The organism is Larkinella punicea (assembly GCF_003334855.1).
Taxonomy (GTDB): Bacteria; Bacteroidota; Bacteroidia; order Cytophagales; family Spirosomataceae; genus Larkinella; species Larkinella punicea.
The window spans coordinates 275,026-296,325 of record NZ_QOWE01000001.1; the positions used below are offsets into that span (position 1 = coordinate 275,026).

The following is a 21,300-nucleotide window of genomic DNA, read 5'->3' on the forward strand; positions in this document are numbered from 1 at the left end:
TTAGAAAAAACCGTTAGTTTGTTCCGTGGAGCAGCCCGCAAACCGAAAAATCATCCACATCGACATGGATGCGTTTTACGCATCGGTGGAGCAGCGCGACAATCCTGCGTTGCGCCAGAAACCCGTGGCCGTCGGCGGATCGCGCCAGCGGGGCGTCGTGGCAGCGGCCAGTTATGAAGCCCGGCAATTTGGCGTTCGTTCCGCGATGGCGTCGTCGGTTGCCCTCCGCAAATGTCCCGACCTGATTTTTGTCAAACCCCGCTTCGATGTCTACAAGGCCGTTTCCAGCGAAATCCGCGCCATTTTTGCGGAATATACACCCCTGATCGAACCCTTATCGCTGGACGAAGCCTATCTGGATGTGACGGATAACTTAAAAAACATGCCTTCAGCCACGCAGATCGCGGAGGAAATCCGGGCAAAAATCCTGCAAAAAACGCAACTGACGGCTTCTGCCGGGATTTCGTACAACAAGTTTCTGGCCAAACTGGCCTCCGATTATCGCAAACCCAACGGTCAGTATGTGATCAAACCGTCGCAGGGTCTGGCGTTTGTCGAAACCCTGACCGTCGGGCAATTCCACGGCATTGGCCGCGTCACGGCCGCCAGGCTCAACCAGCTTGGTATTTTTACCGGCTGGGACTTACGGCAACAGTCCGAAGCCTTCCTGAAACAGCATTTTGGAAAAGCGGGCAGTTATTATTACACCATCGCCCGCGCCATCGACAACCGGCCCGTGACGCCCGACCGGCTTCGGAAATCGATTGGGTCGGAAACGACCTTCGACCGGGATTTAACCACCGAAGCCGACCTTCTGGCGGGTTTACAACCCCTGCTCGACTCGGTCTGGCGGTTGTGCGAACGCATTCAGGTGGTGGGGCGCACGGTTACGCTGAAAGTAAAATTTGCCGATTTTGAGCAAATTACCCGCAGCCGAACCACGCTGGGGCCGGTTTCCCAGAAAACTTTTCTGGATCGCATCGGCGTCGAATTGCTCACGTCACTTTTTCCCCTTTCCAAAGGCGTCCGGCTATTGGGCATTTCACTCTCCAACCTCGACGCTTCCGACCAGCCATCCGGCCAGCAATTGGTGCTTCCATTTTAGCCGCCGACGGGACTGAAACCGGGCAAAAAGCGCCATTCTTCCGAATACTGGAATTCGTCCTTTTATTTTCGCCGTTCGATAAATAGATCGCTTTCTGTACAGATTGTTTCGCCTAAATTATATTCGGTTTTGAACCGGCTGTAAAAGCGTACCTCATCCCCGATTTTTCCAAAAATCCGACCGGTCTTCCCGGCCCTTCTCCCTACCTCAACCATGAACACGACTCCTAAACCAAAACTCTACGCCCTGATCGTGGGCATCAACGACTACCGGGCTGATCTGATTTTGCAGGGGCAAATCCGGTTTCCGGCCCTCGGCGGATGCGTCATGGATGCCCTCAAGGTGCAGCGCTACCTCAAAAACGATCCCGCTTTTGAACCGCACGTTTTATTATTGCAGGACAGGAAAGCCGACAAGGCCAGCGTTGTCAGTGCTTTTCGTGAGCATTTGGGACAGGCGAAAGAAGGTGATGTAGCCCTGTTCTATTTCTCTGGACACGGCACGCAGGAATGGGCCGATCCGACGGTCTGGAAGCACGAAACCGATGGCCGGCTGGAGTGCCTGGCCTGTCATTATGACGAACAAACCGCTTCCGACTTTCTACTGGCAGACAAGGAATTACGGTATCTTATCCAGCAACTTTCGGCAAAAAAACCGCATGTCGTTACCATTTTTGACTGCTGTCATTCGGGCGACAATACCCGCAACGGGGCGCTGGTGCAAACCGTGTTCAAAGACGAAGCCCCCCGCGAAAAACGCATCCCATTTGCCTTCGCCAAACGTCCCTGGGAGCAGTTTATTTTCGGACAGACGATTGCTGCGGATACGATCCGGCAGCAGGGCGATGCGGTTGCCTTGCCCGAAGGAACGCACGTCCAGTTATCGGCCTGCGAATCCGACGAATCGGCGGTAGAGGTCAGCGGTGAAGGTGTTTTTACCAAAACGCTGCTGACGGTTTTGCGAGCGTCGGCGGGCGACCTGAGCTACTACACGCTGCGGAGCCGGGTCCGGCAATATCTGCGGAATGTGTACGAGCAAAAACCGCGCATTTACGTCGCCAACGGGGATGATTCGCTGCTGCATACCACCTTTCTCAACCGGCCGGGCCAACGGGGGCAATCGGCCATTGGCGAGGTGACCTACAACCGAAAAACCGGCTGGCAGTTGAACCTGGGCGCGATTCACGGCATTACGATGGAAACCAAAACCATCACGGTTTTCAATCCCGACGACCCCGGCCAGAAATACTCCGCCCAACCGGGCCTCATTCGGGTCGACTCGACGCAATTGCGGTTCGAGCCGTCGGTCAACCTGAACCAGAATGCGGTTTTTCAGGCCACCATCGACGGCCTGATGATGCTTCCGCTGCCCATTACCCTCAAAAACAGGGGCGGTTTGCTGGAAGACCAGCAAACACTGCTCGACAAGCTCTCCAACGAAAGCGGAGGACTTATTGTGACCGAAGAACGGGAAGAGTTGGCGAAGTATGTGGTTCACGATCAGGATGGTCGCTATTACATCACCTACCCCAATGACCCTTACCGCCCGCTGACGAACGTGATTGAAACCGCATCCGAAACGGCCATCCCGGAACTGGTGGAACAGTTGAAACACCTGTCCCGCTGGGAATTTATGAACAACCTGACCAATTCGGGCACCAACCAGCTACCGGGAAAACCGCTGACGGTGGAATTTGCCCGGATCGGGGCAGACGGGCAAACAACGGCGATTTTTCCGGAAAATGACCTCCTTCCGATTCACTATGAAAAACAGGCCAATGGCCGTTGGCAAAGCAACCTTCAGGTCAAGATCACCAATCCCGTCAGCAACCAGCGTTCGATGTACTGCTCGGCCCTATATCTCTCGTCTACGTTTGAATCGTTCACCGGTTTTCTGAACCCCAAAGCGTATTTGCTGGAACCGGGCAATTCGGTTTGTCTGGGTTTGAACAGACAGGATTACCTGCCCGCCACGTTGCAGGACACGATGCGGTTTTACAACTGGCCAACCCGTTTGGAACACATCAAACTGATTGTTAGCACGGATGAGTTCGATCCACAGGCACTGACGCTGGCAACCCTGCCCGACCCGCCCCTGCCCGGCGATGAAAACCGGGGTGGCAATCGGGGCAGTTTTGCAACCGATGACCGTTCGATTCAACTGACGGGCTGGACAACGCAGTCGTATACCCTGAAGCTGGTCAATCCGGAGCCCAATGTGATTCTGGATACTGAACTCAACGCGATGCTCCACGATCCGGTTACAACACCCTTTGCGTTGGGGATCTATTTCGATGCCCATCCGGGAACGAACTGGGAAACCGATTACCAGCTCAAACCGGACATTGAAGTGCTGGATTCGGCGCACCTGGACGAACGCGGGCTGATTAGCGACCTGGGTCTGGCTGCGGCCAACACGCTGGCCAACCGGTTGCGCAACCGGCAGTATGCGCAGGTAACCAAACGTTTCCCCAACCGCGTCCGGCTGGTTTCGGAGGGCGATTCGTGGTTTCAGCATCCGCTCGTGACCGACACCATCGACCACCTCTCGCGGGCGTTCGCCATCTATTGCGTGGCAGCCGCGGGCGATACGCTCCGGAATTACCAGAAAACCGGTGAATACCTCGATGCCATCGACGAACAGAATCCGGCCTTTTTTCTCATCAGCGGGGGCGGCAACGACATCCTCGGCGACCAGTTCCGCACATTTCTGAAAGCAAATCCGGATATGAGCGAACCACCGGGCCAGAATCCGCGTCGGTTTCTGAATGACAAGGTATTCGCCGAACTGGATGCGCTGCGCGACCTGTACAAAGCGATGTTTGGCCACCTGAAAATCTATAAACCGAACCTTCAGATTCTGGTGCATGGCTACGACTACGTGATTCCGTTGCAAGTGACCAACAAAGGCTGGCTGGGCCGCTATATGATCGAAATAGGCATCAATCGGCAGGAGGACCGATTTGCCACGATTCAATTTATTCTGGACGAGTTCAACAGCCGGATCAAAACGGTGGCCGAAGCCTTCGAAAATGTTTCCTACCTCGACCTCCGCAAAACCGTCCGGCCCGACCAGTGGTATGACGAAATTCACCCGAACAGCGACGGTTATCAGCAGGTGGCGATGAAGTTCATGGAACGCATCAACGTTGTTCTCGCTAAACACCCGGACCTTGCGCAGCCCCTGAACCAGAGCCGGGGCGAGGACTTTTTTTTCCCCCTCAGTGGTCGGGGACAGGTAGTGGCGTCAGAAAACCAAAAGCCCCAGTCACAACCCAGGACAGTAATTGGTTCGGCGGCACCGGAGAAAGTCCGGGGGGCAAACCGGATTACCATCAACCTGGAAAATGTCGAATATGAAACGGCCCCTTCCAGGTCGTCGCACATTCCTTCACCTGCTTTTATGCCCCCGCCCGCTCCGCCGGTCACTAGCCCGGCTGAAGCCAAACCCACGCATTCTCCGCTTCGCGAAGGCCAGCTTGATTATGACATCCCCGGTTCCATGAAGGTGAATTCGCAAACGACCTGCACGGTGCGGATTGCGGGGAAGGAAGTAGAAGCTGCCTTGTTGAAGATCAGCGAAGGCAGTGTTCATCAGGACATTATCATCGGCAACGAAATGAGTGTTCGGCTGGTCGATAGTTCGGGTGGGGAGTATTTCAAAATTACCACGATCAGCACCGAGCGGCAGGAAATCTGGACCGGCGACGACACCCAATGGAAGTTTTTTGTGCGCCCGCTCAAAGCCGGTCGCCATCCGTTGCTGCTTCAGATTACAGTTCACCTCGGAAACCGCTCCAGAGATCTGGATGTGCTCGAAAAAGAAGTACTGATCAGCAGTGACGATTTGGCCGTTCCCACGCCCGACACGAAAGCCTGGAAACGAATTTTATTTCTTTCGGCCAACCCCATGACCCACGAACCGCTGCGGCTGGGTGCCGAAGCCCGCGAGATTCAGGAGGAACTGCGGGGGAGCGACGGGATTCTGTTTTCCACCAGCCTGGCCGTTACTCCCCGCACGTTGACGCGCTCTATTTTGCAGGAAAAACCGACTATTGTGCATTTTTCCGGCCACGGCACCGATCAAGGGCTGTGTCTGGAAACGGAAAGCGGGCAGTTGAAAACCGTCAGTGCCGAGGCTTTGGGTCGACTTTTTGCGGTTTTCGACGACTCGGTGCAGTGCGTGCTCTTGAATGCCTGTTACTCCGAAACGCAGGCCCGCGCCATCGGCCAACACATTCCGTACGTGATCGGGATGCAACGTTCGATTGGCGACGAAGCTGCGATTGCTTTTTCGGCGACATTTTATCAGGCCCTGGGTTCGGGGCTGTCGATTGTGGATGCCTATGAGCTGGCCGTTGCCGGAATGGGCCTGGAAGACAACCGACAGGCCGCGATCCCGGTTTTGCTAAAAAAGAACCCCGTCAGCGGTCGAAGACCCTGAAAGCGGTTCTTTTTTAGCAAAACCGGGACCAAACTAAAGATTGCGTTGTTGTCTAACCCTGTCAGGGTCTTCGACCGCTGACAGGGTTAGACAACAACGCAATCTTTCCGTCCATCGTCGTCACCAGTACCCGGCGGTTTTTCAACGGCCAAACGCGGTTGAGCATGGCATTCGACAGCTTGTGAGACCAGACCAGTTTACGGTTCTGGCGGTCGATGACGTACAGCGCACCTTCGTCGGTCGGCACGTAAATCAGTCTGTCGCGCTCGGTCAGCGGCCCCGGACTGATTTCGTAGCCATACTGACAATTGACAAACCACGCGCCTTGCCCATTGGCCGAGTTCGTCGGAATGGCCCAAACGGAATCCTGCATACACTTGACGTAAATCAGCGAACGGTCTTCCGACACGCCCATCGACTCGAAGCCTTTGTGCTGGCTGGCTTTCCAGATTTCCTTCCCGGTTTCGGCGTCGATGGCCGTCACGGTGCGGTCGGGCGTCTGGATGAACAGGCGGTTTTTGACCAGAACCGGCACACAGGCTGCGGGCGAGAAATTGCGCATTTTCCCGTTGGTCCACCGCCAGACCGAATCGCCGGTTTTCCGGTTCAGGGCATACAACGACGAGCCCCACGAACCAAAATACACGCGCTTTTTGTCGACCACCGGCACCGATTCCACAAAGCCTTTGACGCCCGTGAACGTCCAGCGTACCGAGCCATCCGCCAGCGACAACGCCCGGAATTTCCCTTCGGAACTACCAATAAAAACCGTGTTCCGATCCATGACGGGCGACGCCACGATGGGTTGGCCGGTTTCCTGCTTCCAGAGCAGGGTGCCGCTGCGTTTGTCGAGGCAATAGATCGTGCCGTCGGTCGAAGCGACCACGACCCGGTTTTTGCGAATGGCCGGAGTTGAATAGACTTTTCCGCCCGTGGCAAACCGCCAGCGCACCGCTCCGTCAGCCGTGGAGAGTGCCACGATCTGCCCGCTGGTGTTGGGATAGATGCAAAAACCGTCGCTTTCAACGATACCCGCGCCAATATCGCTGCTGTCCTGTTTGGCCCAAACCGGTTTTACGCTGGCGTATTGCTCGTTCATGCTATAGTCGGGACGGGGATAGCTTTTGGCTGGTTGCTGACTGAAGTGATGGTTTTCCAGCACGATGGTTCGCCAGACGGTTTTTGTTGCCAGGCCGGGCGTCCGTTCGGCAAACGTCATGGTGTCGTTCTGCATCGTGACGATGTTGTATCCGCCCACTTGATCCTTCGCCCGCAGGTTGGAACGGCCCATCGTTCCCGGAATGCCTTCAAAATTAAGTTCGCGGTTGGCGTGTCCATGTCCGCAGAAAGCCGCCTGAACGTTGGTTTTCTTGAGTTCGTCAATCAGCAAATACCAGTTTTCCAGCGACTCATCGAGTGGATAGTGGTTCATAAAAATAACCGGCTGGTCGGAACCCTTCAGTTTCTCGACCTCAGTCCGGAGCCACAGCACGTCTTCGCGGGCCACCAGCCCCGGCGACATCCGCATGTTGGGGCCACTGCCGCAGCCAATAAACCGGTATTTGCCAAACGTGAAGGAAAACCGCTCCGCTCCAAACACCTTCCGGAAGCTATTGCAGCCGTTCTCCGACCATTTCGTGTCGTGATTACCTGGGAAGATATACCACTTCTTGTTCAGTCCATCCAGAATTTGTTTGGCAATTTGGAATTCTTCCTCCGAGCCAAAATCGGTGACATCGCCCGTAAAAACCGCAAAATCAAGGTCGGCCTGGGCATTGATGTCGTTGACGGTTCGCTGCAAATCGTCGGCAGCGGTGGCGGGTGCGCCCACGTGGGTGTCGGTTACAAACGCAAACCGGATGGGTTGGGTGAGTGCCGGTTTTAACCCGAGCAGGGAAACCAGCAGGAGGGCGAGATACTTCATACCGCAAATTACAACCGACAAAACCAGAAACAAGACGCGGGATGAAACCGATCGGCGGGAAGTTCAGTTATGGAAAATAACCGCCGATTGCTTATCTTTTGATTCTCAAACCGCTTTTTCATGGATTGCCTGACCGAACTGAAAAACAATCCGAGATTTACGGGTGTGCCGGACGAACAGCTCCTCTGGCTGGTCGATCGCTCGGAATGCCGCGAGTATCCGGCTGATGCCATGATTTACAAGCCCGGCGACCCGACCGATCATTTTTTGATTGTCCTGAAAGGTCACATCCGGTTTTACCTCATCCAGCAAGGGCAGCAGCAGGAATTGCGGGTGTCGGAAGATGGTTCGCTGGAGGGCGTCCTGCCGTTTTCGCGGATGGTAGAATCCGTGGCCTTTTGGCAAACCATCGGCCCAACGGCGGTTTTGGCCCTGCACCGCGACCACTTCCGCGAAATGATTCAGACGCAATTCGAACTGACCGAAACGCTGGTGCATGTCATGACCACCCGGGTGCGCGAAACGACACGGCAGTTACAGCAGAACGATAAAATGATGGCGCTGGGACGAATGTCGGCGGGGCTGGCCCACGAGCTGAACAACCCGGTTTCGGCCATTGTCCGGAGTTCCGACACGCTGAAATCACATTTGCACAACACCCCCCAACGGTTTAAGGACGTGATGGCGCTCCGGGTCACCGACGAGATGGTCGACCGGGTCAGCAACCTGCTCTTCCGCAAAACCCAGGGTCCGGCGGAGGGAAAGCGGTTGTCGCTGATGGAACGCAGCAGCCTGGAAGATGAACTGCTCGACTGGTTTGACGATAACGACGTGGCGGATGGCAGCGAGCTGACCGAATCGCTGGTTGATTTTGGCTTCACGACCGACGATCTGGACACCCTCCTGGTGGACGTTGCACCGGATAACCGGGCCACGGTTTTGAACTGGCTGGTCAATAATCTGGTGACGGAGCGGCTGGTCACCGACATCGAGGAAGCATCCAAACGCATTGCCATTCTGGTAAATGCCATCAAGTCGTATACGCACATGGATCGCGGAACCGGTCGGGAATGCATTCACCTGCGCGAAGGCATCGACAGCACGCTTGTTTTGCTGAAACATAAACTGAAAGAAAAAAGTATTCAGGTTGAGGTTACGATCCCGGACGATTTGCCGCAGATCGAAGCCTATCCCAGCGAACTGAACCAGATCTGGACCAACCTGATCGACAACGCCATCGACGCCATGCCCAACGGCGGTCAGTTGCAGATAACCGGCGAAGTGGACCACGAATTTGAACTGATTCGCGTGATCGACGATGGCTCGGGGATTCCGGCCGAACACCTCGACCATATTTTCGATCCGTTTTATACCACCAAAGCCATTGGCAAAGGAACCGGGCTCGGCCTCGACATCGTCCAGGGCATTGTCCGTCACCACAATGGCCGGATTTACGTCAACTCCAAACCGGGAAGAACCGAATTCAAAGTCTGTCTGCCCATTACATCCTAACGCATGAAACTCCCCATCATCCTTGCCATTGACGACGATCAGGCGGTTTTGCAGGCCATCCAGCGGGATTTACGGCAGCAATACCGGAAAAATTACAAGATTCTGGCCACCAACTCCGCCAGCGAAGCCCTGGAGACGCTGGTTGAACTGAAGAAGAAAAACGAGGAAGTAGCCCTGTTTCTGTCCGATCAGCGGATGCCGGAAATGCTGGGCGTCGACTTTCTGCTCAAAGCCCGCAAGACGTTTCCCAACGCTAAAACGGTGTTGCTGACGGCCTATTCCGACATTGAAGCCGCCATCCGGGCCATCAACGACGTTCAACTGGATTACTACCTGAACAAACCCTGGGACCCGCCCACAGAAAAACTGTACCCGATTCTGGACGAATTGCTGAGCGACTGGCAGTCGAATTACCGCCCGCCGTTTGAAGGACTCAAGCTGATCGGGTATCAGTTTTCACCCCAGACGCACGAGTTGAAAGACTTTCTGGCGGGCAACCTGTTTCCGTACCAATGGCTTGATTTTGAAACGAATCCGGAGGCCAAACGACTGGCTGACTTACACGGTATTCAGCCGAAAGAGTTGCCTGCGGTCTTGCTGGAAAATGGTGCGGTTTTGAAGCAGCCGTCGATGCCTGCCGTTGGTGAAATGCTGGGACTGAGTGCCAAAGCCACCCAATCGCTGTATGATCTGGCGATTATTGGTGCGGGGCCGGCCGGTTTGGCGGCCGCCGTTTACGCCGGATCGGAAGGGCTTCGGGCCATTCTGATCGACAAACGTGCGCCCGGTGGTCAGGCCGGAACCAGTTCACGGATTGAGAATTACCTCGGTTTCCCGTCGGGGCTGAGCGGTTCCGAACTGGCCCGACGGGCCATTACGCAGGCCACCCGCTTCGGGGTCGAGTTTCTGGCTCCGCACGAGGTGGTTGCCATCAAACCGAAAGGCCAGTACAAACACATCGAGCTGAGCGACGGAAGCGAGGTGGTAGCCCGGAGTATTGTGCTGAGTACGGGCGTTGCTTATCACAAACTGGACTGTCCGGGGCTGGATAAACTGACGGGCGCGGGGGTGTATTACGGCGCAGCGACCACCGAAGCCTACGCTTTCAAGGGCAAACCGGTTTACGTCGTGGGCGGGGGCAATTCGGCCGGGCAGGGTGCCATGTACCTTTCCCGAATGGCTTCCGACGTCCACATCATCATCCGGCGTCCTGATCTGACGGCCACCATGTCGCAGTATCTGATCGACCAGATCGAAAAAACGCCGAATATTCACGTCCATCCCTGCACCGCCATTGCCGAAGGGCTGGGTGAATCGCACCTGGAATGCCTGATCCTGGAGGACCTGCAAACTCAGGAGCGAACGAAGGTTCCGGCCAGCGCCTTGTTCATTTTCATCGGTACCAAACCGTATACCGACTGGATCCAAATGAACATTATCAAGGATCCCAAAGGCTTCATTGAAACGGGCCGCGACCTTGCAAGGTACGACGATTACAAAGAATTCTGGAAGTTAGACCGCGATCCGTTCCTGCTCGAAACGTGCAGCGTAGGCATTTTTGCCGCGGGCGACGTACGCGCCGGCGCCATGAACCGCGTGGCGTCGGCGGTGGGCGAAGGGGCGATGGCGGTCAGTTTTGTTCATAAATATTTAGCCGAAACCTAGTTCCGTTGCCGGAAATCCGACGACTGATTTTTCTTTACCATGAGACAAAAAGCCTGCTCCCATCTCCTTGCTGTTGAATCCGTTATACTACCGGATCGTCCGGCGGTTTGCGTGGAATGCGTCAAAACCGGTGATCGTTGGGTACATCTGCGGACCTGCCAGACCTGTGGGCAGACGCACTGCTGCGATTCGTCGCCCAACCAACACGCGACCAAACACTTTTACGCCACCAATCACCCGGTTATTGCCTCGGCCGAACCCGGCGAGTCGTGGCTGTGGTGCTTTGTCGATGAGCAGATTATGCCCTATATCTTACCCACAGCCTGAAGGCTGTGATTACATTATTTCGGAACCGGCAAAGTCACGTCAAGCGCGAGCGGCTGGCCAAACTGCGGCATTCCGTCGGATGTCCACGTAAATTTCTGCGCCCTCGGCGAGCGGTGTCCTCCGCAACCCTGCCCCGGATCGGGGTTGGCGTGATACAGAATCCAGTCTTCCGTGCCGTCGGGTGATTTGAAAAAGGAGTTGTGACCGGCGGCATGCGTTCCCGAAACGTTCACGGCTTTGAAAACCGGCTGATTCAGTTTGGTCCAGTTCCGGGTGTCCATCAGGTCTTTGTCACCATCAACATACAGCATCCCCAGGGCATAACTGTCGGTCCAGCAACCGCTGGCCGAAAACACCACAAACAGGCGGTTGCCGTGCGCCAGGGGTTGCGGCCCTTCGTTGACGAGCACGACTGGTTTGTCGTCAGGTCCCGGCCTGGGAATTTTGCCATCTACTTCCCAGGCGAAGGTCGGCGACGAAATTCGGACACGCTTGCCCGTTGCCGTCCAGGGGTTTTCCATCTGGCACAGGTAAATGTCCTGTTGTCCATTTTCGTCCCCTTCCCAGCCCGACCAAGTCAGGTACAGTTTACCTTTGTGCTCAAAAACCGACCCGTCGATCGCCCATTTGTCATCGGGTGTTTTAATCTGGCCTTTCATCGTCCAGGTGCCCAGCAAGGGGTCGGCAGATTCGTTTTCCAGCACCCACAGGCGGTGGTTGCGGTTTTTGCCGTCATCGGCGGCAAAAATCAGGTACCATTTCCCCCGGATAAAATGCAGTTCGGGTGCCCAGATTTCTTTGGAATACATCCCCGATGCCGGAGGTGTCCAGACGATTTTCTTCTCAGCGGTTTTCAAATCCGCCAGCGAACGCGTTTTCCAGAGCGTCAGGTTGCGCCCGGTGGTGTGCGTGTAGTAATAAAAACCGTCTTTGTGAATGCTCCACGGGTCGGCCCCCGATGGCAACAACGGATTGGACAACGTTTGCCCGAAGGCCAGCGAAGCAGAAAATAAGAGTAAAAGGAAGAATGCTTTTTTCATGAGACGAAACCCCTAAATCCCCTTCAGGGGATTTGGACGCAACCACATCCGGATGCAGAAAGTCCCCTTCAGGCCGGGCCGACGTTTCGGGATTTAGGGGCATTTTTATCAATACCCTTTCGACAACTCAACCTGGTTTTCCAGCGGTTTTCCGTTGATAAACCGGTTCAGATTCTGAAAAAACAGGTCGACTTTACCTTTGTCTTCCGTCGCCTGCCCTCCGCCCGTGTGCTGCGTCAGAATCACGTTGGACATCTCCCACAGCGGGTTGTCGAGCGGAAGCGGTTCCACTTCGGTGACGTCCAGCACCGCACCGGCTAATTGTCCACTTTGCAGGGCGTCGATCAGAGCCTTTTCGTCGGTCGTGCTGCCCCGGCCAATGTTGGCATAAACACTGCCGGTTTTCATAGCCGCAATCAGTTCGGCCGAGAAAAAGCCTTTGGCCGTTCCGGGTAAGCAATTGACCACCAGATCAGTTTCGGGCAGGGCGGCTTTCAGTTCTTCGGGCGTGTGCAGTTCGGCTTCCGGATTGGTTCGGGCCAGGAATTTAACCTCGCACTGAAAACCGGTCAGCATTTGCCGGACGGCTTGCCCGATGGTTCCCGATCCCAGAATGATCACTTTCTTGTTTTTGAGTAATCCCAGTTTAAACCGCAGCGGTACACCCACCCATTTCTTCTGCGTTTGCAACACGGCCAGTCCGTGAATATCCCGGTAAAACGCGATAATTCCGGCCACAATCGTTTCGGCGCAGGGCCAGGCAAAATAATCGCCCATATTCGTCACTGGCGCACTGAGTTGAATATTTTTATACCCGTCGAACCCCGCTGAATCTAACTGCCACCATTTCAGACTGGTACCGCCCGAAAACCAGGCCAGGGGCGGGTTTCCCAGCACCAGGTCGGCGCGTTGAAAAGCCGCTGGCTGTTCGCCTTCGGGAAGGTCTTTTTTGAAGATTACTTCATAGTTATCAGGCAATTGCGCACGGAAATACGCTTTATCGGACTCATTCAAGGGGGTGTTTACAAAAACAATCATGCCAGCGGTGTTAGGTGTATGAGGGTAAAAGTAATCAATCCCCCTTTTTTACTTCGACAAAACTACCTTCTGGTGCCGAACGGGTTGCCCCTCTCGCATCAACCGGATCAAATAAACGCCAATCGGCAGGGTTCCCAAATCCAGCGTAGCCTCGGTATGTGCCTGCACTGCCAGCCGGGCCGTCACGGGTTGGCCGAGCAGATTCATGACCTGAACGACGCCGTTGTTGGGCGATTTTACCCGCAAAAACCGGTCGGTCGGACTCGGATACACCCACGGCAGCTTTGCTTCTTCGTCTTCAAGACCGGTGATGATCACTTTTTCCGACGTGTTGCGGAGATACCGAACCCCACCGGTGCTGGTTCCGGCCAGCACATCCGCCAAACCGTCGTCGTTCAGATCGGCAGCCGTCAGGACCAGATTGGCACCGGGCGTGGCCTTGTCCGTGGTCTGGGTAATCTCGTTGATCACCAGCGTGGAGTCCAGCAATACCATTTTGTCGGTAGGTTTTTCCGGCAGTTGATAGAGTCGCAGGCTTCCGTCGCGGGTGCCGGTCAGCAGTTCGGGGCGCTGGTCGCCATTGAGGTCGATGACGACAATAGAGGGGCTGGTCGCGCCGGGCACCACGTTGATTTGGCCGTAATTCTGTTGCTGAAGTTCGTATTTGGGAGCGGTTGTCGTGCCGGTATTGCGGTGATACTCAATGGTTCCATTTTGCTTTCCGATCAGCAAGTCGGTTTTTCCGTCCCGATCCACGTCATACCAGGTCGGCATATCGATCACGCCCAGCCGGTCGGGCGTCGGGATTTGCTGCACCTTGGTCGGGTCAAGTTGAAAAGCCGCACCCCGGCCAGCCTGATTCAGAATGTACCGGATTTCCGGTGCGCGGTTGATCGAATTGCCGGTGAAAACCAGGTCGAAGCTGTTGTTGCCGTCGATGTCGGCCACGGCCACTTTCAGATCGGTCAACAGAAATTGCTCCGAAAGTTTCAGGTAGTCCGTGGTCCGCAACTCAAAAACCGGTTTACTTTTAGTGCCGGTATTTTCGAAATGCGCGATGCTGGCCCGGTAGCCATTCGCGGCCCGAACACCCGCGTTGCCCACCAGCAAGTCCATGTCGCCGTCGCCGTCGAGATCGGCCAGAACCGGGGTTGCCCCTTCGCCCAAATCAATCATGTCTTCCTGCAAAAAGCTTTTGCTGACGTACTGAAAATTGGGCAGTTTATTGGTTCCGGCATTTTTATAGAACCAGTTGGACGCCCGGTAATCGATCAGGTTGCCTTCATTTCCATACGTATTGGGCGACGCGACAAGGTCTTTAATCCCATCAAAATCAAGGTCTTCGGCGTAGAGGGCCGGAAAAATATCGAAGGAGATCGGGGTAACCGCCGGAAAGCGGCTGGTCGACGTGATGAAACGGGCCGAAGCACCGTTGCCGCCGACGTTAGTCAGCATCGAAACGTTGGGACAGGTGACGTGGGCCGTCAGCAAGTCTTTGTTGCCATCGCCGTCGAGGTCGATCACAAGCATGGAATTTCCGTTGTGCTTCACCCGCGCACCCGAATTGTCGCCCCCGGTTTCGTTGCCGACGTAGATACAATCCAGTCCGAAAATGAATTCGTCGCAGTGATCGTCGCTCTTAAAATTGCCCCAACAAAACCCGATTCGCTTGAAATCCAAGCCATTGGGATCGTTTTTCCGCTCAACGCTCATGTTCTGGTACAGATTCGCCGTTCCCCCGTTGATGTCGTAGGTCAGAATGTCGATGTCGCCATCGTTGTCGACATCCAGAATCGCCGGAATATCGACCGAGTTGATGTACAAATTCAGCGTGCCGGAAAGTCCTTCGTGATAAACCGGGTCGGCAATGGTTTTCCACGACAATTGGCCGTTTGCCGAGGTGTTTTGCAGAATCCGAAGCCCGCCGTTGGTGTGTGTAAAGAGGTCTTTTTTGCCGTCGTGGTCATAGTCGGCCAACAGCATCCAGGTGCCGAACGTAATGGCCGGAAACTGTTCCTCATACTGCGGAGCATACCGCCAGACGTAGCTCGCATCAGCCTGTCTTTCAGCCACAAATGTCATAATCCGACTGGTCTGCCGGTCGTATACCACCAGGTCTTCAACCGTATCGGTGTTGAGGTGAAGGGTAGAATATTGCGCCCCGTTGATGCCGCCCGCCCACGGATTAGCCAGGTTCCGGCCCACGATTTTGACGGTGGCCCCGGCCTCATAGCGGAAGGAAAAAGAACCGCCGGTTTGAGCCTGGGCGATTTGAAGAATCAGAAAACAAAGTACGGTAAACAGCTTTTTCATGTAACTTTGGCTCATTAACCGCGTGAAAGCGGCCGACTAGGAGGTCGTGCGGTTAACTGATAACGAACAGACTCATAACGTTGGTTTACTTCTTTCCGGAAAATGGTAATATCCATTCCTGAATTGTACGATCGCTTCCGCGAATGCGCGGGCGTATCGACTGATACCCGTAAAATTACAGAAGGTTGTCTGTATGTCGCGCTCAAAGGTGAGAAGTTCGACGGAAATTTATTCGCGAATGATGCGCTGGAAAAAGGCGCGCGCTACGCCCTGGTCGATACGCCGGAACTGGCGACCGACAGCCGGTATTTGCTGGTCGACGACGGTCTGACGGCTTTGCAGGAACTGGCTCGTTACCACCGGAATACGCTGACCATTCCCGTCGTCGGCCTGACTGGTTCGAACGGAAAAACGACCACCAAAGAACTGATCGCCAGCGTTGTGTCCCGAAAATACCGGACCTATGCGACGCAGGGAAATCTCAACAACCACATTGGCGTGCCGCTCACCCTGCTGGCCATCGATGAAAATTACGAGATGGCGGTTGTGGAAATGGGCGCTAATCACCAGGGCGAAATCCGGCTTCTGTGCTCCATCGCCCGACCGACGCACGGGCTGATTACCAACGTCGGGAAAGCGCATCTGGAAGGGTTCGGGGGCGTTGAAGGGGTTCGCAAAGGCAAAGGTGAGTTGTTCGATTTTCTGGCCGAAACGGGCGGCACGGTTTTTATCAACGCCCACAGCCCGGTTTTGATGGAAATGGCGGCCGAACGGCTGTTCCGCGAGGCTGTTTTTTACCAGCTTACCGATCAGTACGAAATTCTCAGCGACAATCCAGTGGTTTACAAGGATGAAGTCGGTCATGTCATCACCACGCACCTGCCGGGTCGTTACAACTTTGACAACATGGCGGCCGCGCTCTGCATCGGGAAGTTTTTTGGTGTTCCGGCGGAAGAAGCGAACGAAGCGGTGGCGGGGTATAATCCGACCAACAATCGGTCGCAGTTCATCCGGAAAGGCAGCAACACCATTTTGATGGACGCCTATAATGCCAATCCGAGTTCGATGGCTGCGGCCATTCAGCATTTCATGAAGCAGGATGCGACTCACAAAGTCGTGATTCTGGGCGACATGTACGAACTCGGACCCGAAAGCCCCGCCGAACACGCGGCTTTGGGCGAGTTGATTGCCCAAGGGAAATTCGACACCGTGATTCTGGCCGGGCAGGACATGCGGTATGCGCTGGGGGCGCTGCCGAAAGCATATTATTTCCCCGACAAATTTTCGTTACACAACTGGATTATGGACAATCCGTTTCAGAACACGGCCATCCTGATCAAAGGGTCGCGCGGCATGGGGTTGGAGTCGGTTGTGCAGTTTTTGTGATCAACTCATTAGTCAGGAAGATATGCTACAGGTAAGTAAAAAAACGGTTGGTCAATGGCTCTTACTGAGTCTGTTAGCTGAACAACGGGAGCTTCTGGAACGCACCCGACAACTTGAAATGAAGTACAGCCTTGGCTTCACTGATTTCGAGAAAAAGCTCCATCAGCAAGAACATGAAGTTTTTGGCCAATGGGACGATTTCATTGAATGGCAATCGCTTAATACAGCATTGGCAGAACTTCGTACCAAAATTGATGATGTAGAAAATGGAGCTATTCGAGTGGTTGACTGACACCCGCGTTGTTTCAGTTTATTTTATCAACCTTCCTAAACGATTCGTTATGAAAAAAATTCCCTTCCTTTTTCTGCTGACGTTCACGATTTCAATCGCTTCGTTTGCTCAGGAAGCCATTCCCTTTGAAAACGAGATCAAGGCTTTTGAGGAACAGGACCGCAGCGCGTCGCCCCCCCAGGATGTGATTCTGTTTACCGGCAGTTCGTCCATCAAGCTCTGGCAAACCCTCCAGGCCGATTTTCCGGACAAAAAGGTGCTCAACCGCGGTTTTGGCGGTTCTAAATTGACCGATGTCATTTACTTCGCCGACCGCGTGACGGTTCCCTACAAACCCAAACAGATTGTGATTTATGCCGGTGAAAACGATGTCGCCAGCGGCACCGTGACGGCTCAGGAAGTGCGCGACCGGTTTGTTACGCTGTTTACGAAAATCCGGAAATCGTTGCCCAAAACGCCCATCGTTTTCATTTCGATGAAGCCCAGCCCGTCGCGCCGGAAGTTTTTACCGGTTACGATGGAAGCCAACGACCTCATTAAGAACTACATTGCCAAACAAAAACAGGCGCAATACCTCGATATTTATACACCCATGCTCGATGCCAACGGCCAGATCCGGGGCGAACTGTTCCGGGCCGACAGCCTGCACATGAGCCCGAAAGGCTACGAAATCTGGACGGCCAAACTGAAACCGCTCCTGAAGTAAGAATGATTAAAACCAAACGCATTGACCAGTACCGCATTGATTAACACCGCATCCCTGGAAGAAATTTTTGAAGCGTTCAATTCGCTCCGCGTCCTGATCGTCGGCGACGTGATGCTCGACTCCTACGTCTGGGGTCGCGTGGATCGGATTTCGCCGGAAGCCCCCGTGCCGGTTGTAACCGTTCAACGGCGGGAACTGCGGCTGGGCGGTGCCGGTAATGTGATTCTGAATGTCCAGGCGCTGGGTGCCGAACCCATCATTTGCTCCGTGATCGGAACCGACGAACCGGGCGACCGGCTGATCGGTCAACTCCGGGGAAACGGCTTAAACTGCGACGGACTGATTCGGAGCGACGCACGCATTACCACCATCAAGGAGCGGATCATGGCCGGTTCGCAGCAGGTGGTTCGGGTGGATACGGAAACCGATCAATACATCTCCGAACCGGAACGGAATCTTCTGATTGCGAAAGCAAAAGAGCTAATCCCGACGTGTCAGGTAGTTATTTTTCAGGATTACGACAAGGGTGTTCTGAGCCAGGAAGCCATTGCCGAAATTACGAATTTTGCCAACGAACAGGGTGTTCCGACGGTGGTGGATCCCAAAAAGCGGAATTTTATGGCCTACCATCACACCACGCTTTTCAAGCCCAATCTGAAAGAGTTGAAGGAAGGATTGAAAATTGATTTCGATGTAACGAAAACCGGTGAATTTCAGGCTGCTATCGACAAGTTGAAAGCCCGGATGAACCTGAAAGGTGCCTTGATTACCCTCTCGGAGCGGGGCGTTTTTATCGATTTTCAGGGCGAAATTCACCGGTTTCCGGCCCACATCCGCCAGATTTCGGATGTTTCGGGCGCGGGTGATACCGTCATCAGCGTAGCCGCCTGTTGCGTGGCCCTCGGATTGCCGCCCCGTTTCATCGCCGGTCTGTCGAACCTGGCCGGAGGGCTGGTCTGCGAATCGCTGGGCGTCGTACCCATCGACAAGCAACGGCTGAAAACGGAAGCCATCAAGGAAGCACTATTGTAAACCAATGGAAGTTCAGAAAGAAAACTACACCATTTCGACCGATCCGGCGCGGCTCCAATTTGAAGTTATCTTCGATTTTCTGACCAACCGCTCCTATTGGGCCACCGGCATCAGCCGCGAAACGCTGCAAAAGCAACTGGAGCACACGACTTTGCATTTTGGCCTCTATGATGGCGAAAACCAGATTGGTTATGCGCAGGTGCTGACTAATTTTACGTCCTTTGCCTACCTCGGCAACGTTTTCGTGCTGGAAGACTACCGTGGCCAAGGGCTGTCGAAGTGGCTCATGGCGACCATTCTGGGCCATCCTGAGTTGCAAGTCATCCGGCGCTGGCTCCTGGCCACCCGCGACGCCCACGGTTTATACCGGCAATTCGGTTTCACGGAACTCACCAAACCGGAAACCATGATGGAGAAATTCGACGATTCGGCCATTCGGCGCTGAAACCGACTGATTTACTCCGCCTGTCTTCTGATTTCGTTGATGTAATCGTCGGTGTAGTCTTTACCCCGGTTGTTGTGGTATCGCCACACCACCTTGTAATTAAAAATCACCGCGACTGGCTGAATCGTCTTCTCCCTGGCTCCTTGCTCCAGAAATTGAATCGCTTCTTCTGAGGTATCGAACGGTTGAATTTCCGCTTCGGAATGCCGGGTAAATACGGCGTCGGCTTTCTTCTTCTCGCTCATGCGGTGAATTCTTTTACGGTTTCGATAAAATACTTAACCTTCTGCGGATCGGTATCGGGATAGACCCCGTGACCCAGATTGGCAATGTACCGCTGTGTTCCGAAAGTCTGCAGCATCTTCGTCACTTCCGTTTTGATCTGCCCATAATCGGCGTACAATACACAGGGATCGAGATTGCCTTGCAGGGTTTTGCCCGGAATCAACTGCCGCGATTCGGCCGCGTCCATGTTCCAGTCCAGCCCCACCACCGAGCAGCTCAACTGCCCGATTTCCTGGCGGGCGAAAAACGCGCCTTTCGCAAAAACCGTCACCGGAACGCTGGTGGTTTCGGCCAAGGCGTCGCAAATCTGTTTGATGTAAGGCAGTGAAAACGTTCGGTATTGATCGGGCGACAAAATGCCGGCCCAGGAATCGAAGATTTGCACCAGATCGGCACCCGCCCGGATTTGGGCTTTCAGATAGTCAATGGTGCTATCGGTAATTTTTTGCAGCAAGGCATGCGAAAAGGCCGGATCGGCATACAGCAATTTCTTCGCCACCGAGAAGGTCTTGGAGCCTTTGCCTTCGGTCATGTAGCAAAAAATCGTGAACGGCGCACCGGCAAAACCGATCAGCGGAACCCGGCCATTCAGCTCTTTTTTAACGATTTTGATGGCATCCAGCACATAGGCCAGATCGCTTTCGGCATCGGCAATTTTGATTCGATCCAGTTCCGTCTGGTTGCGTACGATTTGCGGAAAAACCGGCCCCCGTTGCTCGGCCATTTCGTATGGCAGCCCCATCGCTTCCGGGACTACGAGAATATCCGAAAAGATAATAGCAGCATCAACACCCAGAATATCAACGGGTTGAATAGTAACTTCGGCGGCTAACTCCGGCGTTGTCGCCAGTTTGATGAAGCTCCCGGCTTTCTCCCGAACGGCGCGGTATTCGGGCAGAATCCGGCCCGCTTGCCGCATCAGCCAGATGGGAACACGTTCTACGTTTTCGCCACGGGCAGCCCGTAGGAACAGGTCATTTTGTAAAATCATGGTGCAAAGATAGTCTGGTTAACAGGTTATTTCGCAGAGTTTAGCGGAGTACAAAAGAGTTTAGCGAAGTTTTTTCTCTGCTAAACTCCCTTAACTCCGCTAAACTCTGCGAAACAACCCCAAAACTGGTATCGTTTTATCAAACAAACGTTTGGTAAAAACAAATCAACCTTTTACCTTTGCACCATGCCAGTTCAGAAAGTCACGCGGGAGGAGATTTTGCAGAAAGCCATGCTGGTTTTCAAACGGCAAGGCTACCACCGAACCACGATGGAGGATCTGGCGCAAGCCTGCGGTTTGTTAAAAGGCAGTTTTTACCACTACTTTCGCAGCAAGGAAGTCCTGATGAACGAGGTGCTGCTGTATTTCAATGCGGTTAACGAAAAGCAGCTTTTTTCGATTGCTTATGATGAAGATAAGCCTCCGAAAAAGCGGCTGGAACACCTGATCGATGCCTTGTTCAACGGCATTGTGCGGTCGGAAGGCGGTTGTCTGATTGGTAATACGGCGCTGGAAACGACTTTAGTAACTGAAGCGTTTACCGAACCGTTGCGCGTTCATTTTAACAACGCCCTGGCGGCTCTCGCACACCTTTACCGGACGAACCATCCGCCGGAAAAAGCGCGTGAACTGGCCGAACAGGCTACTGCCGAAATCCAGGGCTCTCTGGTCTTGGTAAAAGTGTTTGGGAATGAACAATTGCTGACCGACTGCCGCAATCGCGCCGTCGAACGTCTGTAAAATCACCTCAGGTAGTTGACTATCAGACGGTTAAAAAACTATTATCTATTAAAAG

The 21,300-nt window shown here is 54.3% G+C and carries 17 protein-coding genes; 11 read left to right on the forward strand and 6 right to left on the reverse strand.

Features of this window, described 5'->3' with window-relative positions; genetic code table 11:
* The first annotated feature begins 25 nt into the window (after window positions 1–25).
* Both dinB and DUE52_RS01040 read left to right on the forward strand, forming a co-directional pair.
* A complete protein-coding gene (gene dinB, locus DUE52_RS01035; protein WP_114404078.1) occupies window positions 26–1,105 on the forward strand; it encodes a DNA polymerase IV in 1,080 nt (359 codons plus the stop codon).
* Between the two features lie 213 nt (window positions 1,106–1,318).
* On the forward strand, window positions 1,319–5,548 hold the full coding sequence (locus tag DUE52_RS01040) for a caspase family protein (protein ID WP_114404079.1): 4,230 nt from the start codon (window positions 1,319–1,321) through the stop codon (window positions 5,546–5,548).
* Between the two features lie 61 nt (window positions 5,549–5,609).
* Here the strand turns inward: DUE52_RS01040 and DUE52_RS01045 are convergent, their stop codons facing one another.
* Window positions 5,610–7,472 (reverse strand): outer membrane protein assembly factor BamB family protein, encoded by a 1,863-nt coding sequence (locus tag DUE52_RS01045; RefSeq protein ID WP_114404243.1) that lies wholly within the window; start codon window positions 7,470–7,472, stop codon window positions 5,610–5,612.
* 120 nt (window positions 7,473–7,592) lie between these two features.
* Between DUE52_RS01045 and DUE52_RS01050 the strand changes: the two genes are divergently transcribed.
* Genes DUE52_RS01050 through DUE52_RS01060 form a run of 3 tightly spaced genes read left to right on the forward strand, consistent with a single transcriptional unit; the run spans window position 7,593 to window position 10,976 of the window.
* Entirely contained in the window at window positions 7,593–8,984 is a 1,392-nt protein-coding gene (locus DUE52_RS01050) for a sensor histidine kinase (protein ID WP_114404080.1), read from the forward strand.
* Window positions 8,985–8,987: 3 nt separating this feature from the next.
* The gene (locus DUE52_RS01055) at window positions 8,988–10,649 is read left to right on the forward strand and encodes an NAD(P)/FAD-dependent oxidoreductase (RefSeq protein WP_114404081.1); all 1,662 of its coding nucleotides are present in this window, start codon (window positions 8,988–8,990) and stop codon (window positions 10,647–10,649) included.
* A 39-nt stretch (window positions 10,650–10,688) separates the two neighbouring features.
* Window positions 10,689–10,976 carry a UBP-type zinc finger domain-containing protein gene (locus tag DUE52_RS01060; protein WP_114404082.1) on the forward strand — a complete coding sequence of 96 codons (288 nt, stop codon included), beginning with the start codon at window positions 10,689–10,691 and terminating at the stop codon, window positions 10,974–10,976.
* A gap of 14 nt (window positions 10,977–10,990) precedes the next feature.
* Here DUE52_RS01060 and DUE52_RS01065 read toward each other — a convergent pair whose 3' ends face one another.
* From DUE52_RS01065 to DUE52_RS01075, 3 genes are all read right to left on the reverse strand, one after another.
* The gene (locus DUE52_RS01065; protein WP_114404083.1) at window positions 10,991–12,016 is read right to left on the reverse strand and encodes a glycoside hydrolase family 43 protein; all 1,026 of its coding nucleotides are present in this window, start codon (window positions 12,014–12,016) and stop codon (window positions 10,991–10,993) included.
* A gap of 108 nt (window positions 12,017–12,124) precedes the next feature.
* Window positions 12,125–13,054, reverse strand: a complete 930-nt coding sequence (locus tag DUE52_RS01070; RefSeq protein WP_114404084.1) for a D-2-hydroxyacid dehydrogenase — start codon at window positions 13,052–13,054, stop codon at window positions 12,125–12,127.
* 48 nt (window positions 13,055–13,102) lie between these two features.
* A complete protein-coding gene (locus tag DUE52_RS01075) occupies window positions 13,103–15,367 on the reverse strand; it encodes a T9SS type A sorting domain-containing protein (RefSeq protein WP_114404244.1) in 2,265 nt (754 codons plus the stop codon).
* Window positions 15,368–15,469: 102 nt separating this feature from the next.
* Here DUE52_RS01075 and DUE52_RS01080 point away from each other — a divergent pair, with 102 nt between their 5' ends.
* The 5 genes from DUE52_RS01080 to DUE52_RS01100 are packed head-to-tail and all read left to right on the forward strand — an operon-like array spanning window position 15,470 to window position 19,228.
* Window positions 15,470–16,753: a UDP-N-acetylmuramoyl-tripeptide--D-alanyl-D-alanine ligase gene (locus DUE52_RS01080; RefSeq protein ID WP_114404085.1), complete on the forward strand. Its 1,284-nt coding sequence runs from the start codon at window positions 15,470–15,472 to the stop codon at window positions 16,751–16,753.
* A 22-nt stretch (window positions 16,754–16,775) separates the two neighbouring features.
* Complete coding sequence (locus DUE52_RS01085) at window positions 16,776–17,045, forward strand: hypothetical protein (RefSeq protein ID WP_114404086.1); 270 nt, start codon at window positions 16,776–16,778, stop codon at window positions 17,043–17,045.
* Between the two features lie 49 nt (window positions 17,046–17,094).
* Window positions 17,095–17,751 carry an SGNH/GDSL hydrolase family protein gene (locus DUE52_RS01090; protein WP_114404087.1) on the forward strand — a complete coding sequence of 219 codons (657 nt, stop codon included), beginning with the start codon at window positions 17,095–17,097 and terminating at the stop codon, window positions 17,749–17,751.
* A gap of 21 nt (window positions 17,752–17,772) precedes the next feature.
* Entirely contained in the window at window positions 17,773–18,783 is a 1,011-nt protein-coding gene (locus DUE52_RS01095; protein ID WP_374755884.1) for a bifunctional heptose 7-phosphate kinase/heptose 1-phosphate adenyltransferase, read from the forward strand.
* Window positions 18,784–18,787: 4 nt separating this feature from the next.
* On the forward strand, window positions 18,788–19,228 hold the full coding sequence (locus DUE52_RS01100; protein ID WP_114404088.1) for a GNAT family N-acetyltransferase: 441 nt from the start codon (window positions 18,788–18,790) through the stop codon (window positions 19,226–19,228).
* An 11-nt stretch (window positions 19,229–19,239) separates the two neighbouring features.
* On the opposite strand, the gene DUE52_RS01105 is transcribed toward DUE52_RS01100, so the two are convergent.
* Entirely contained in the window at window positions 19,240–19,473 is a 234-nt protein-coding gene (locus DUE52_RS01105) for a hypothetical protein (protein WP_114404089.1), read from the reverse strand.
* Window positions 19,470–20,504 carry a uroporphyrinogen decarboxylase gene (gene hemE / locus DUE52_RS01110; protein ID WP_114404090.1) on the reverse strand — a complete coding sequence of 345 codons (1,035 nt, stop codon included), beginning with the start codon at window positions 20,502–20,504 and terminating at the stop codon, window positions 19,470–19,472. The genes DUE52_RS01105 and hemE overlap by 4 nt, the downstream gene beginning before the upstream one ends.
* A gap of 186 nt (window positions 20,505–20,690) precedes the next feature.
* Between hemE and DUE52_RS01115 the strand changes: the two genes are divergently transcribed.
* Window positions 20,691–21,245, forward strand: a complete 555-nt coding sequence (locus DUE52_RS01115; RefSeq protein WP_114404091.1) for a TetR/AcrR family transcriptional regulator — start codon at window positions 20,691–20,693, stop codon at window positions 21,243–21,245.
* Window positions 21,246–21,300 lie beyond the last annotated feature (55 nt).